This window comes from Sphingomonas sp. IC4-52 (assembly GCF_020707225.1).
Classification (GTDB): domain Bacteria; phylum Pseudomonadota; class Alphaproteobacteria; order Sphingomonadales; family Sphingomonadaceae; genus Sphingomonas.
On the sequence record NZ_JAJFEU010000002.1, the window covers coordinates 250,200 to 262,708 of the forward strand.

General features: G+C 67.0%; 17 protein-coding genes. 6 read left to right on the forward strand and 11 right to left on the reverse strand.

The genetic code is table 11. The features are described 5' to 3' along the window. Nucleotides 1-36: 36 nt before the first annotated feature. The 11 genes from flgL to LK535_RS07640 all read right to left on the reverse strand — a co-directional run bounded on the left by flgL (nt 37) and on the right by LK535_RS07640 (nt 8,896). Nucleotides 37-930, reverse strand: a complete 894-nt coding sequence (gene flgL / locus LK535_RS07590; protein WP_227771300.1) for a flagellar hook-associated protein FlgL — start codon at nt 928-930, stop codon at nt 37-39. Then, nucleotides 930-2,267 (reverse strand): flagellar hook-associated protein FlgK, encoded by a 1,338-nt coding sequence (gene flgK / locus LK535_RS07595; protein WP_227771301.1) that lies wholly within the window; start codon nt 2,265-2,267, stop codon nt 930-932. Before flgK ends, flgL begins: the two co-directional genes overlap by 1 nt. Continuing rightward, nucleotides 2,264-2,662 carry a rod-binding protein gene (locus LK535_RS07600; protein ID WP_227771302.1) on the reverse strand — a complete coding sequence of 133 codons (399 nt, stop codon included), beginning with the start codon at nt 2,660-2,662 and terminating at the stop codon, nt 2,264-2,266. The genes flgK and LK535_RS07600 overlap by 4 nt, the downstream gene beginning before the upstream one ends. Continuing rightward, nucleotides 2,659-3,765: a flagellar basal body P-ring protein FlgI gene (locus LK535_RS07605; protein ID WP_227771303.1), complete on the reverse strand. Its 1,107-nt coding sequence runs from the start codon at nt 3,763-3,765 to the stop codon at nt 2,659-2,661. Before LK535_RS07605 ends, LK535_RS07600 begins: the two co-directional genes overlap by 4 nt. A gap of 57 nt (nt 3,766-3,822) precedes the next feature. Next, nucleotides 3,823-4,512, reverse strand: coding sequence for a flagellar basal body L-ring protein FlgH (locus tag LK535_RS07610; RefSeq protein ID WP_227771304.1), 690 nt, complete (start codon nt 4,510-4,512; stop codon nt 3,823-3,825). A 13-nt stretch (nt 4,513-4,525) separates the two neighbouring features. Continuing rightward, the gene (gene flgG, locus LK535_RS07615; protein WP_227771305.1) at nt 4,526-5,314 is read right to left on the reverse strand and encodes a flagellar basal-body rod protein FlgG; all 789 of its coding nucleotides are present in this window, start codon (nt 5,312-5,314) and stop codon (nt 4,526-4,528) included. 30 nt (nt 5,315-5,344) lie between these two features. Then, a complete protein-coding gene (locus LK535_RS07620; protein WP_227771306.1) occupies nt 5,345-6,097 on the reverse strand; it encodes a flagellar basal body rod protein FlgF in 753 nt (250 codons plus the stop codon). A gap of 71 nt (nt 6,098-6,168) precedes the next feature. Then, the gene (locus tag LK535_RS07625; RefSeq protein ID WP_227771307.1) at nt 6,169-7,422 is read right to left on the reverse strand and encodes a flagellar hook protein FlgE; all 1,254 of its coding nucleotides are present in this window, start codon (nt 7,420-7,422) and stop codon (nt 6,169-6,171) included. Nucleotides 7,423-7,462: 40 nt separating this feature from the next. Continuing rightward, nucleotides 7,463-8,140: a flagellar hook assembly protein FlgD gene (locus LK535_RS07630; RefSeq protein ID WP_227771308.1), complete on the reverse strand. Its 678-nt coding sequence runs from the start codon at nt 8,138-8,140 to the stop codon at nt 7,463-7,465. A gap of 3 nt (nt 8,141-8,143) precedes the next feature. Continuing rightward, on the reverse strand, nt 8,144-8,554 hold the full coding sequence (gene flgC, locus LK535_RS07635; protein ID WP_227771309.1) for a flagellar basal body rod protein FlgC: 411 nt from the start codon (nt 8,552-8,554) through the stop codon (nt 8,144-8,146). 3 nt (nt 8,555-8,557) lie between these two features. Further along, nucleotides 8,558-8,896: a flagellar basal body rod protein FlgB gene (locus LK535_RS07640; protein WP_227771310.1), complete on the reverse strand. Its 339-nt coding sequence runs from the start codon at nt 8,894-8,896 to the stop codon at nt 8,558-8,560. A 254-nt stretch (nt 8,897-9,150) separates the two neighbouring features. Here LK535_RS07640 and LK535_RS07645 point away from each other — a divergent pair, with 254 nt between their 5' ends. The 6 genes from LK535_RS07645 to LK535_RS07670 all read left to right on the forward strand — a co-directional run bounded on the left by LK535_RS07645 (nt 9,151) and on the right by LK535_RS07670 (nt 12,505). Next, entirely contained in the window at nt 9,151-9,819 is a 669-nt protein-coding gene (locus LK535_RS07645) for a motility protein A (protein ID WP_227771311.1), read from the forward strand. Next, nucleotides 9,816-10,337 carry a flagellar motor protein MotB gene (locus tag LK535_RS07650; RefSeq protein WP_227771312.1) on the forward strand — a complete coding sequence of 174 codons (522 nt, stop codon included), beginning with the start codon at nt 9,816-9,818 and terminating at the stop codon, nt 10,335-10,337. Before LK535_RS07645 ends, LK535_RS07650 begins: the two co-directional genes overlap by 4 nt. Next, on the forward strand, nt 10,334-10,840 hold the full coding sequence (locus LK535_RS07655; protein ID WP_227771313.1) for a flagella basal body P-ring formation protein FlgA: 507 nt from the start codon (nt 10,334-10,336) through the stop codon (nt 10,838-10,840). Before LK535_RS07650 ends, LK535_RS07655 begins: the two co-directional genes overlap by 4 nt. Before the next feature lie 96 nt (nt 10,841-10,936). Further along, a complete protein-coding gene (gene flgM / locus LK535_RS07660; protein WP_227771314.1) occupies nt 10,937-11,188 on the forward strand; it encodes a flagellar biosynthesis anti-sigma factor FlgM in 252 nt (83 codons plus the stop codon). Next, nucleotides 11,175-11,486, forward strand: a complete 312-nt coding sequence (locus LK535_RS07665; RefSeq protein ID WP_227771315.1) for a flagellar protein FlgN — start codon at nt 11,175-11,177, stop codon at nt 11,484-11,486. The genes flgM and LK535_RS07665 overlap by 14 nt, the downstream gene beginning before the upstream one ends. A 149-nt stretch (nt 11,487-11,635) precedes the next feature. Beyond that, a complete protein-coding gene (locus LK535_RS07670; protein ID WP_227771316.1) occupies nt 11,636-12,505 on the forward strand; it encodes a lytic transglycosylase domain-containing protein in 870 nt (289 codons plus the stop codon). The last annotated feature ends 4 nt before the right edge of the window (nt 12,506-12,509 follow it).

Sequence of the window (12,509 nt, forward strand, 5' to 3'; positions counted from 1 at the left end):
CGGGAAATTGCCCCGCGTGCGCGGCGGCAGTGCGGGTCAGCGCAGATAGTCGAACAACGACAGGCTCGAGAGCTTCGAGAAGCTCGCCTGCGTCGCCTGAAGGATCGTCATCGTCTTCTGGAGCTGGACGATCGTTTCGGTCGGGTCCGCATCCTCAATGTCTGCCCGCGCGAGTTCACGGTCGTCTGCCGCCGATTTGAGCTGCGCGGCCTGAAGATCGACTCGCGCCTCCCGGGCACCCAGCGACGCCTGGGTCGCCGTGACCTGATCAGCCACTGTCGCCAGCGTATCGGCGGCGCTCTCAGGGATCGTTTCACCGGCGCGCAGTGCGGCAACCATGGCCGCAATGGCGCTGCCCAGATCCTCGCTGTCCTTTACCGCCAGGAAATCCTTGGCGTTGACGACCACCTCGACGCTCTGACCATCGCCGATCGGCATTGCCGCCGCTTTCCCTTCGGCGAAGGTGAGCGTGCCGCCGGCGCCACGTGCAACTGCTGCCCCGTCGTCCTTGCCGCCGAACAGCGGCATGCCGCGCGCATCCTTGCCGTTCGCCAGCGCGATCACGGATTCCAGAATGCCCTCCAGTTCGGTGGCGATGGCAGCTTTGGCGGTATCCGAGTTCGTACCCGTCCGGCCCTGGATCACCAGTTCGGATGCGCGCTGCAGCCGTTCGGTCATCTGCGACAGGCTGCTGCCGGCCTGCTGCAGGGTCGACTGCGCAAGCTTCACGTTGGCGGCATCCTGCGTGCCATCCGCATTGGCGCGGTTGATCACTTGCAACCGCTGGTAACCGACGCTGTCGTCCGACGGCGCAAGCAGCTTCTTGCCGGTCGACACCTGTTCGTTCAGCCGATCGAACTGCGCCTGCAGCTTCTGCATCGACGCGGTCGAGCGGTTGAAGAACAGGTTGGTGGAGATGTTGGCGCTCATCAGCGGATATCCAGCAGGGTCTGGAAGGCGTCTCGCGCGATCGAGATCACCCGGCTTGACGCCTGATAGGCTTGTTGGAAGCGCAGCAGGTCGACAGCCTCGCGATCCAGATCGACGCCGGAGATCGCGTCACGCGCGGCAATGGCACTGTCGTGGATCGCGGTCTGGGCATCGGCAACAACCCCGCGCGCCTGGATGGCGGCCGCGTTGCTGGAGACCATATTGTTCAGCGACCCTTCGAAGCCGGCGCTGCTGCGCAGGCCTTCCAAGGCCGCAAGATTGCCGTTTCCGCGGGTTCCTTCGCCGGGGGCGGCAGCGGCAATCCCCCGCGGATCGGACATGACAAGGGTGATGTCGGTGGGCGAGGCGCCGACCGCGAAGAGCGGCGCGCCTGCTGCGCCATCGAGCGTCTGGCCGTTGCCCTGCACGCCATTGACGCCATTGACGAAGTCCGCCGCCATTTCCGCCAGTTGCGTGCGCGCTGCCGCAATCCGCTGCGCCCCATCAACGATCCCGCCGATCGCGCCACCACCGGGCGACAGCATCGACACGTCGTTCCCGTTCTTCACGGCGATGGCGACGACGCCTTCCGCGCTCCGCGCGTAGCTGACCGTGGCGGCCTGGTTGCCGCTGACGAGCATGGCACCGGTGCCGGCACCGGCACGCACCGTCGCACGGCCGGCGGCATCGTAGCTGGCGGTGATATCCACCAGCGCGCTCATCCTTTCGAGAATGTCGTCGCGCTGATCGGCGAGGTTCGCCGCGCCTGTGGTGTTCGCGCCGACCCGGCCCAGGCCCTCGTTCACCTTGGCAAGCGCGGCAGAGAGGCTGTTGAGATCGGCCACCGCCTGATCGGCGGTCGCGTCCAGCTCGGCAGTGGCCTGCGCCAGAGCCGCGCCGGTCGTGGTAAAGGATCCGGCAAGCGAGCGCGCCTGCTCGATCATTGCTGCCCGCGGCGCCGTCGCGGTCGGATCGGCCGCAACCCCTTTCGCTGCATTGAAGAAGGCGGACAGGCGGGAGTCGAGCCCGGAACCGGTCAGCGCGGACTGGATCCGGTCCATCCAGACCCCACCGGCCTCCGTGCGGGCCAGATCGGCGCCGGCGGTACGAACAGCAGCAGCCTTGAACTGATCGGCCGCACGATTGACGCCGGTCACGAACACGCCGTGTCCGGAGGTCAGACCGGCGCGACCGCCGATGCTGACGACTTCCGTGGTCGTGATCGTCCGACGCGAATAGCCGGTCACCCCGGCATTCGCGATGTTCTCCGACACCGTGCCGAGGGCAGCCTGATTCGCGCGGACGCCCGACGCGCCGATGGAAAGAAGGTCGCTCACGCGGGCCTTATGTCGGCGCCTTGGTTAAGGCCGGATTGAGACTTTTGGCCTTCGTCGGCCGCTTTGGCCGAGTCCGTTGAATTTCCCGGTGCTGTTGCCGAAAGGCCACGCGACAGGAAGTCGGTCATCGCCTTGCCGATGCCAAGCGGCGTGTGCTGCGCCATCTGCTGCACCATCTTCTGGTCCTGCATGTCGCGGAACGTGTCGATCGCCTGGCTGTCGAACAGCGGCTCGGCGAGCTTCGCCGCGCGCATCGATTTCAGCATCATGCCGGTGAACACCGCCTCGAACTGCTGCCCGGCGGCCTTCAGGTTCTCGCTGGACGCCTCGCGCTTCAGGCCCGAGTCGATGCCGGTGGTGCCGGAGATGCGGCCGATCTGAACGGGCCCGGTCACAGGACGATCAACTCGGCCTTGAGCGCGCCGGCTTCCTTCAGCGCCTCGAGGATGGCGACGAGATCCGCCGGCGAGGCGCCGATCGCGTTCACCGCCTTGACGATGTCAGCAAGCTTCGGGCCTGGGGCGAGCAGGAACATCGGGCGCTGCTCTTCTTCAACAGCGACGCCGGACTTGCGCTCCATGGCGGTCTGACCCTGGCTGAAGGGCGCGGGTTGGCTGATGCGCTGGTTCTCGTCGATCCGCACCGTCAGCTTGCCATGGGTGACGGCGGCCGGGCCGACGCGCACGGCGGAGTTGATGACGACGGTGCCCGAGCGAGCGTTGACGATGACCTTGGCAGGTGGCTCAGCCGTCGTGACGTCGAGGTTCTCGATCGTCGACATCAGCGTCGCGCGCACGTCGGCGCCGACCGGCGCGCGCACCGCGACCGACACGGCGTCCACCGCCTGCGCCACGCCGAAGCCAAGCTTCTGGTTGATCGCGGCGGCGACATTCTGCGCGGTGGTGAAATCGGCGCGCTGGAGGTTGAAGGTGAGGTTGGGCGCATCGGCAAAGCCGGTCGCGACCGCCCGCTCCACCGTGGCGCCCTCGGGAATACGGCCGGTCGAGGGCGTGTTGACCACGATCTGCGAGCCGTCCTTGCCCTCCGCGCCGAGGCCGCCAACGGCGAGATTGCCCTGCGCCATGGCGTAGATCTGGCCATCGGCGCCCAGCAGCGGGGCCATGATCAGGCTGCCGCCGCGCAAGCTCTTCGCCTTGCCCATTGAGGAAACGGTGATGTCGATCCGTTGGCCGGGCTTGGCAAAGGCAGGCAGCTCGGCGGTGATCATCACCACCGCGGCGTTCTTCAGCCCCTGATTGGCATTGGGCGGCAGCTGCAGGCCGAAGCGCGAGGCGACCGCCTTCATCGACTGCACGGTATATTCGAGATTGTCGTCGCCCGTGCCGGGCAGGCCGACCACTACGCCATAGCCGGTGAGCTGGTTCGACCGGATGCCCTGGAACCCGCCGAGATCCTTGATCCGGTCGGCCGAGGCGGGCGCCGGGACGCACAGCGCGGCAATCAGCAGCGCAGGCAGGGCGAGGAGGGTGCGGAACATGGTCATGATGCTCGGGTGTGAGGGCGACATGGTTAATGCGGCGCTAAATGCCGACGGTCAGAACGGGCTGACGACCTGGAAGAACCGGCTGAGCCAGCCCTGCCGTCCGGCGCGCGCGACATCGCCCTTGCCGGTATAAGCGATCTGGGCATCGGCGACGCGGGTCGAGGCGACGCGATTGTCGCGGTCGACGTCGGCGGTGCGCACCAGCCCCTTGATCTGGATGAATTCGTCGCCGCGGTTGAGCGTCACGCGCTTCTGCCCCTGCACCAGCATCGTGCCATTGGGATAGACCTGCGCCACGGTGACCGAGATTTCGCCGGAGAGCGAATTGGCCTGGCCCGCCGTGCCGGTGCCGGCGAAATTGCGATTGCCGCTGACGCTGGCGTCGGTGGTGTTGAAGAGGTTGAGCGGGCCGGTGGTCGGCGGGGTGATGCCGAAGCCGCCGCCCGAATCGAGCTTGGAGGTCGAGGATTTGGACGCCGCGGTCCGCTCCACCAGCACGATCGTCAGCGGATCGCCGACGCGGCGTGCGCGCCAGCCCTCGTGGAGTGCGGCATAGCCGTCCGCCGCCTGGAAGATCGCGCCGGTCGCCGGTGCCGGCGCGGGGGCGGCGGGCAGCGGATGGACCGCGGTGAAATCCTCCGCTGGCGCCTTCTTGCCAAACAGGCCGGCATGGGCGGGCGCGGCGGCGAGGAGCGCGGCGCTGCACAGCGCGGCGGCGAGCGGGAACGTGCGGGACGTCATGGCCGATCAGTCCTCAGATGTTCTGATTGACGTATTTGAGCATTTCGTCGGTGGCCGAGATCATCTTGGAATTGACCTCATAGGCGCGCTGTGTCTCGATCATGTCGACGAGCTCCTCGACGACGTTGACGTTGCTTGCCTCCAGCATGCCCTGGCGGATCTTGCCGCGGCCATCCTCGCCCGGGACGCCCATGTTGGCGGTGCCCGACGCGCCGGTCTCGACGAGGTAATTGTCGCCGATCGACTGAAGCCCGGCGGTGTTGGGGAAGCTGGCGACCTGGATCTGGCCGAGGTTCGATGCCTCCGCCTGACCGGGGATCGTCGCCGACACCGTGCCGTCCATGCCGATGGTGATCGCGGTGGCATTTTCGGGCACGTTGATGCCGGGCATCACCTGATAGCCCTCCGACGTGACCAGCAGGCCTTCGGGCGAGCGCGAGAAATTGCCCGCGCGGGTGTAGCCAAGCTGTCCGCCGGGCAGCTGCACCTGGAAATAGCCGTCGCCGTCGAGCGCCATGTCGAGGCTGTTGCCGGTGGTGGCCAGCGAGCCCTGCGTGTCGATGCGCGCGGTGCTCTGCACGCGCACGCCGGTGCCCAGGTTCAGGCCGGTGGCATATTTCGTTTCCTGCGTCGACTGCGCGCCGGGCGCGGTGATCACCTGATAGCTCAGCGTCTCGAACGCGGCGCGATCACGCTTGTACCCGGTGGTATTCACGTTCGCGAGGTTGTTCGAGATAACCCGCATGCGCGTGTCCTGGGCGTCGAGCCCGGTGCGCGCGATGTGCATGGCGGCGGTGGTCATGGTCTAATTCCTTCTAATCGCGCGCGGGGCTTAGCCGGGCATCCGCATGACGGAGGCGGCGCCTTCGTCCATGGTCTTGGCTTCCTTCAGTAGGTTGGCCTGGACCTCGTAGCTGCGCTGGTTCTCGATCATGTCGACGAGCACCTGGGTCATGTTGACGTTGCTTTGTTCGAGCGTGCCGGACGCGACCTTGGCGTCCATGTTCTCGGGCAGCACCCCGCCGCCGCGCACGTGCATCAGATTGTCGAGGCCCTTCACCGTGGACGAGCCGCGGTCCGACACCAGCTTCAGCTTGTCGATGACGGTGACGTCGGTGGAGGCGCCGCCCTGCGGCACGATCGAGATCGCGCCGTCCGAGCCGATCGACAGCGACGTGTAGGGCGGGATGGTGATGGGGCCCCCCGACCCCATCACCAGATAGCCGTCGCCTGTCTGCAACGTGCCCGATGCGGTGACGGTAAGGTCGCCGCGGCGCGTATAGGCTTCGGTGCCGTCGGGCGCCTGTACCGTCAGCCAGGTGTCGGCATCGGTCAGCGCCACGTCGAGATTGCGACCGGTCTGGATCATCGCGCCGACGCTGCGGTCGGCATCGGTCACTTCCTGTGCGGCGGGCGCACGCGCATCGAAACGCGCGCCGCCGCCCTTCAGCTCGATCCGGTCGAACACCACGCGATCGGCGCGAAAGCCGGTCGTGGAGGCGTTTACCATGTTGTTGGCGATGGCGGCCTGCGCCGCCATGTGCGCCTTGAGGCCCGTCGCCGCCGTATAGACCAGCTTGTCCATGGTTCGATCGATCCAAAGGTGTTCCGTTCACGCCGAGGCGCAACCGGAACACAGCAAGAGTCAGGCCAGAATTACGCGCGGATGTTGAAGATCGTCTGCGAGATCTGGCTGGAGGTATCGAGCGCCTTGGCGTTCGCCTGGAAGTTGCGCTGCGCCGCGATCAGCTCCACCAGCTCCTCGGTGATGTCGACGTTCGAACCCTCGATCGTGCCCGACATGAGCTTGCCGAAGCCATTCTCGTTGGCGCCGCCCATCGTTGCCGTGCCGGACAGGCCGGTGGCGCTCCAATATTGGCCGCCATTCTGGCGCAGGCCGGTCGGGTTGACGAAGTTCGCCAGCGCCACCTTGCCCAGCTTCACCGCATCGCCATTGGAATAGCTGGCGGTGATGACGCCGGCGCTGTCGACAGTGATGCCGGCGAACTCGCCCAGCGCTTGGCCGTCCTGCGAGCGCGAGGCGATGGCGAACGGCTGCTTGGCCGCCGTGGTACCGGTGAGGTCCAGCGTGATGGTGCGCGGGTCGCCGGCGCCGTCGAACACGAGCTTTTCACCATTGCCGCTGATCAGATTGCCCTCGGCATCGAACGACACCGGAGTGCCGGCGCCCTCGTTTGCCGCGGTATCACCGATGTAGCTGTAGACCGTCCAGTCGCTCGACTTCAGCTCGGTGCCGTCGGCGGCGGCTTCTGCCGGCTTGCGGACGAAATAGTTGGTCAGGGTCTGTGCATTGCCCATTGCGTCATACACCGTCGTGCTGGTCGCGCTGGTGTAGGTCGACGGATCGGTGCGCTTGAACTCGGCATCGGTGCCGGTCGCGCCGCTGTTCAGCGCGGCCTTCAGCGTCACCGTGCCGGTCGCCCTGGCGGTGCCGCTGGTCATCGGCACCTGCACGTCGATGAGCGTGCCGTTGTTCGGCACCGTGCCGTCGGTTTCCACGGCATAGGCCTGTAGCCGGCTGCCCTGCGTATCGGTGATGTAGCGGTTGGGATCGACGCCGAAGCTGCCGTTGCGCGTATAGGCGATCGTCGAGCCGCCCGCCGCAGCGGTCTTCACCGGGAAGAAGCCGTCGCCGGCGATCGCGAGGTCGAGCGACGAGCCGGTCGTCACCAGGCTGCCCGCGCCGAACATCTGCTTGTTCTGCGCCAGCGCCGCGCCCGAGCCGGTCAGGCGGCGGGGATCACTGGTGAAGTTCGACGCCATGATGTCGGTGAATTCGCTGCGGCTCTTCTTGAAGCCGTTGGTCGCGACGTTGGCGATGTTGTGCGAGATGGTCGACATGTCGGTCTGCGCAGCCTGGAGACCGGAAAGCGAAGTGTAGAAGGACATGGGGGAAGCTCCTGAAACGTGGGATAGGTGAGGGTAGAGGTCAGCCGATCTGGCGAACGGCGGTGGCGGGAACCTCACCGATCCCCGGCAAGGTGAGGACGGCAGCGCCGCTGGTGGTCGAGACGGAGGTGACGGGCGCCCAGACGAGGCTGCTGGCGGCGACCGAGCGGCTGCCGTCATTGGCGCTGATGCTGACGGTGAAGGGGCCCGGGCCGGCATCCGCGCCGGCCGCGGTCTTGCCGTCCCAGTCGTAGCTGACGGTGCCCGCCTTCTGCGCGCCGAGATCGGCGCTGTGCAGCAGCTGGCCGTTGGCATCGGAGATCGCGACGGTGACGTTGCTGGCATCGGCGCCAAGCTCGATCCCGCCGGCGATGCCGCCCGAGGCGCGGCCGTAGGCGACATTGCCCGGCGTCAGCACGGTGCGGCCGACATAGCTGACCGCGTCCTGCATGCTGGTGGCGCCCAGCTTGTCGGCGATCGCCTTCAGCGTGGAGCCCATCTCCGTGATGCCGGCGAGCGAGGAGAATTGCGCCATCTGCGCAACCATCTGCGTATTGTCGACCGGATCGAAGGGATCCTGGTTCTTCATCTGCGCGGTCATCAGCTTCAGGAAATCGGCCTGACCCATGGTCGGGGACTTTGCGGCCGCATTCTTGGCCGCCGCGTTCGCGGTGCCGATGCCCAAATTGCCGATCGTGGCGTCAAAGGAGGTCGCCATCTATCAGCGCCCCAGCTTCAGCGTGTCGACGATCAACGACTTGGCGGTGTTCATCACCTCGACGTTGTTCTGATAGCTGCGTGCGGTCTCCATCATGTCGACCAGCTCGCGCGTTTCATCGACCGCCGACTGGTAAACAAAGCCGTCGGCATCAGCCATCGGGTTGTTCGGATCGCGGATCTTGATCGGGTCCTCACCGGCGGTGACGACGCGCTCCACGTTGACGGTGGCCATGCCGCTCGCCTGGTCGAACTGCGTACGGAACACCGGCTTGATGCTGCGATAGGCGGTTTCCGACGAGCCGGTCACCGCGCCGGCATTGGCGAGGTTGGAGGCGGTCGTGTTCATCCGCACGAGCTGCGCCGACATGGCGCGGCCCGCGACCTGGAAGATCGATAGGGGTTGGTTCGCCATGGGTTATTCTCCCTTCAGCGCGCGGGTGAGCTGGTTGATGCGGCCGTTCAGGAACGACAGCGTCGTCTGATACTGGACGGCGTTTTCGGCGAAGGCGGTCTGCTCCTTGCTGAGCTCCACCGTGTTGCCGTCCATCGAGGGCGAGTCCGGTGTGCGGTACAGCGTCGCCTGTTCGATGCCGCCCTGCCGCTCCACCGAGGCGAGCGCCTGAGTGAAATCGATGTCCTTCGCCTTGAAGTTTGGCGTCGAGGCATTGGCGATATTGGAGGCGAGCAGGTTCATCCGCTGCGCCCGCACCTCAAGCGCCGCGCCGTGAACCCCGAAAAGACTGCCGTTGGCCATTGGCCTGAAATCTCCTGCACGAGCCTGTGCGCGAGTTACTCCGCAAGCTGTGTGCCAACCTGTCGCAACAGGCGGCTGGCGCGAGGCTGGCAGAGTGCGGCGGCAAGGATTTGCCGGGCGGCCGGCAATCTTGCCGGGGTGCCGGGGTGGCAGCATTGCCGCTCGCAGTTTTGCCTGACTCCGGCAGCAACCCGGATCAGGGCGGCGCACCGGCCCGATGATCAAAATGGCCCGCCGCTTGCGTAGGGGTGCGCATGAACCTCGAGACCTTTCTCGATCCCTATGCGCTTGCCCTGGTCGGCGGTGGCACCATCGCGTCCGCCGTGCTGCGAACATCGGCAGGCGATCTCGCCCGTGCGCTTCTCGCCCTTCGCACGTTGCCGCGCCGCCGGTTTGCTGCCGATCCGCTGCTGGAGCAGATCGCCGCCTTCGGCCGCATCGCCCGCCGTCATGGCCCGGTGGCGCTCGATAAGTCGGTGATTGCCGATCCCGATGTTGCCGCCGCGATCGCCGACATCGTCGATGGCCACGGGCCGGACGCGGTGGAAAGTCGCTTGCGGTACCTGCGTCAGGCCCGGATCGAGCGCCACTGCGCGGCCGCGGACGTATGGGCCGGCATGGCTGAGGCAGCCCCGGCGATGGGCATGGTGGGCACCCTTGTCGGCCTGGTCGCCATGTTCGTCCAGATGACCGACCCGCAGGCGATCGGCGGAGCGATGGCGGTTGCGCTCCTGGCGACGCTTTACGGTGCGCTGCTCGCCAATCTGGTGGCCATGCCGGTGGCGAGCAGGCTGCGCGCCGCCGCGCGCGTCGAGGCGTTCGAGCGTCGGCGGCTGGAGGAGCCACTGGTTGCGCTTGCGGCGCGTGAGCAGCCCCGTGGCACCGTTGTCCGCTCATGGCACGGCGCCAGCGAGGCGGCATGACGTACGCCGACGAGTTTCCAGCATCGCCGCAGGGTCGCCCGCTGTGGCTGGTGACTCTTGCCGATCTCGCCTTGCTGCTGGTCGGCTTCTTTGTGCTGCTTCAGGCGAACCAGTCGCTTGACCGCAAAGCTCTCGCGGATGGCATTCGCGCCGGCTTTGGCGCGGCGCCCCAAGCCATGGCGCCCGATCCGCTGGCGGTAGCCGCAGCCGGCGTGTTCGACTTCGCGCCGGGTTCAGCGGTTCTTCCGAAATCGGTCGAGGCTCTCCGTGCCTGGGCACGGGAGGCGGTCAGCGATCCGCGCGTGTCGCTCCGCGTAACGGCGTCTGTCGACGGCACCGCCCGCGATGTCGATCCCGGTACCGGCAGCGCCGCCGTGCTGGCTGCGGATCGCGCCCGGGCCGTCGCCGCCGCCCTGGCGCCCGTCGTCCCGGGCCGTCGCCTGCTTATACAAACCGCCGAGCCGCCCTCGCGCCGGCAGGCGGTCGTCACCATCGCGTTTACCGGAGAGAAGAAGTGATCGCGTTCGCCCTGGCGCTCGCCGCCGTCGCTCATCAGGACACCGCCGCGCTCGACAGGGCCGTGGCTGCCTTTACTGGTCGGCCGATCGGTGAGGATGGTGGTGCGCGCGCCGCGATCGACCCGCGGCTGCGGCTGAAGCAATGCCCCACCGTTGCCCTGTCGTGGCGCACCGACGCGCATGATGCGGTGGTCGTGTCCTGCGCCGGGCCGGAGTGGCGCCTGTTCGTGCCCATCCGGATGCCCGCGCAATCCGCATCCGTTGCGCGCCCGCCTGCCGCCCCGGCGGCGGCCAGCATGGCTGCCGAGAAGATCATCAAGCGCGGCGATCCGCTGGTCATCGAGGCGGGATCCGACGGGTTTTCCATCACCCGCGAAGGCGTCGCCATGGCAGACGCCGCGGCGGGCCAGCGGCTGATGGTGCGCGTCGATGGTGGCAAGATGCCGGTGCAGGCGGTGGCGCTCGCTCCCGGCCGTGCGACTCTGCCGGGATGGGTGGAGTGAAAAAAGTACTAAAGCCCTGCGTGCCCCGGCCGTTTAACCCGGCGGGATCGAGGCGCAGCAGGTGTAGTTATGGTCGACTCAATCGGGCCAAGGCCCTTGGATCGGAAGGTTGGAGGGGTAACCCGTGTCGGGACGGCCAAGGCCCCGGCGACGGTGACGGAGCAAGCGCGGGCGACGCAGGCGCCGACCGTCGCGGCGCAGCTTTCCGCCTCGGCGCCGGTCGACACCGCCCGGGTGGAGATGATCAAGCAGGCCATCGCCAACGGCAATTTTCCTCTTTCTCCGGCCACGATCGCGGACGCGCTGATCGCGGCACGCTACGAATGGATGTCGCATGACAAGGCGTGATGCCCTGATCCGCGTGATCGATACGCTCCACCATGAAATTGCGGCGTTGAAGGCCAATGACGTTGTCGGTCTGGAAAAGGCCACTTCGGCCAAGCTGGTAGCGATCGACACGCTCCGCGGCCTGGGGGAAGGGCCGGCTGGGCCGGAGCTGCGCGAACTGGCCGACGAAGCGAACCGCCTGAACGAAACCTGCCGGATCTACGTGAACCTGATGGCGGCAAACGTTCGCCGCCGCCTGCAGCTTCTGACCGGTGAGGGCGGCAACGCCTATCGCCCGGGGGCCGTCGCCTACGCCTGATTGCGCGCGCACGTCGTTGATGCCCTGAACGCCGTTCTTGCCTGAACTGCGCCGTCCCCATCCTCGGCGGCCGCTGCACTATCCCGCCGCCTGATCTGGCACACTCCTTGCTGATCACGCCCTGAGAACAGGGAAGTGCCTCAGCAACGATGACCGTCAACGCCATCTACAATGCCGCTGGCCGGGTGCAGTCCGCGATCCAGCGGGCAGCCGCCAAGACCGGGATCGACTTCGACTATCTGGTGGGTCAGGCGAAGGTCGAAAGCGGCTTCAACGCGACTGCACGCGCGCGCACCTCGTCTGCCAGCGGCCTCTATCAATTCATCGAGCAGAGCTGGCTCGCGGTGGTCAAGAACCATGGCGCGGAACACGGCATGGGCTGGGCTGCCGACGGTATCCAGCGCAATTCGGCGGGTCGCCTGACGGTGAGCGATCCCGGCCTGCGCCGTGCGATCCTGGATCTTCGCAACAACCCCGAGGCAGCATCGCTGATGGCCGCCGAGCATGCGTCCGACAACAAGGATGCGCTGGAGGCGAGCCTTGGCCGCGACGTGACCGGCACCGACCTCTACATGGCGCATTTCCTGGGGCTGGGCGGCGCCAAGCAATTCCTGAAGGCGATGCAGGCGTCGCCCGACCGTTCCGCCGCAAGCATGTTCCCGGCCGCAGCGGGTGCGAACCGCAACGTGTTCTTCAACCGCGATGGCTCCGCCCGTTCGCTGAGCGAGGTGTACGAGCGGTTCGGCGCCAAGCTGGGGGATGGCGCAGGTTCTGCCGGCAGCACCGGCAATGCCGGCAATTCGTTGCCGCGTCTGCAATTTGCCGCCCAGATGCTCGACATGGAGGGCGCGACGGTGATCACCGGCGCGAACCAGTCGGCGTCCGACGCGATGACCTGGGCCAATGCCGCCATGGGGCGGACCGCCAATCAGGCATCGGCGCAGGCGGCCAATCTGCTCCGCCCGTCACCCGACAATGCCCGGCTGGCGTATATGATGCTCGCGAGCATGGGGGGCTGATCCA

Excerpts from the sequence above, each read along its gene's own strand:
- flgL (WP_227771300.1), bottom strand. The coding sequence starts at position 930 with ATGAGCGCCAACATCTCCACCAACCTGTTCTTCAACCGCTCGACCGCG.
- LK535_RS07605 (WP_227771303.1), bottom strand. The coding sequence starts at position 3,765 with ATGTTCCGCACCCTCCTCGCCCTGCCTGCGCTGCTGATTGCCGCGCTG.
- LK535_RS07610 (WP_227771304.1), bottom strand. The coding sequence starts at position 4,512 with ATGACGTCCCGCACGTTCCCGCTCGCCGCCGCGCTGTGCAGCGCCGCG.
- flgG (WP_227771305.1), bottom strand. The coding sequence starts at position 5,314 with ATGACCACCGCCGCCATGCACATCGCGCGCACCGGGCTCGACGCCCAG.
- LK535_RS07620 (WP_227771306.1), bottom strand. The coding sequence starts at position 6,097 with ATGGACAAGCTGGTCTATACGGCGGCGACGGGCCTCAAGGCGCACATG.
- LK535_RS07625 (WP_227771307.1), bottom strand. The coding sequence starts at position 7,422 with ATGTCCTTCTACACTTCGCTTTCCGGTCTCCAGGCTGCGCAGACCGAC.
- LK535_RS07630 (WP_227771308.1), bottom strand. The coding sequence starts at position 8,140 with ATGGCGACCTCCTTTGACGCCACGATCGGCAATTTGGGCATCGGCACC.
- flgC (WP_227771309.1), bottom strand. The coding sequence starts at position 8,554 with ATGGCGAACCAACCCCTATCGATCTTCCAGGTCGCGGGCCGCGCCATG.
- LK535_RS07640 (WP_227771310.1), bottom strand. The coding sequence starts at position 8,896 with ATGGCCAACGGCAGTCTTTTCGGGGTTCACGGCGCGGCGCTTGAGGTG.
- LK535_RS07645 (WP_227771311.1), top strand. The coding sequence starts at position 9,151 with ATGAACCTCGAGACCTTTCTCGATCCCTATGCGCTTGCCCTGGTCGGC.
- LK535_RS07650 (WP_227771312.1), top strand. The coding sequence starts at position 9,816 with ATGACGTACGCCGACGAGTTTCCAGCATCGCCGCAGGGTCGCCCGCTG.
- LK535_RS07665 (WP_227771315.1), top strand. The coding sequence starts at position 11,175 with ATGACAAGGCGTGATGCCCTGATCCGCGTGATCGATACGCTCCACCAT.
- LK535_RS07670 (WP_227771316.1), top strand. The coding sequence starts at position 11,636 with ATGACCGTCAACGCCATCTACAATGCCGCTGGCCGGGTGCAGTCCGCG.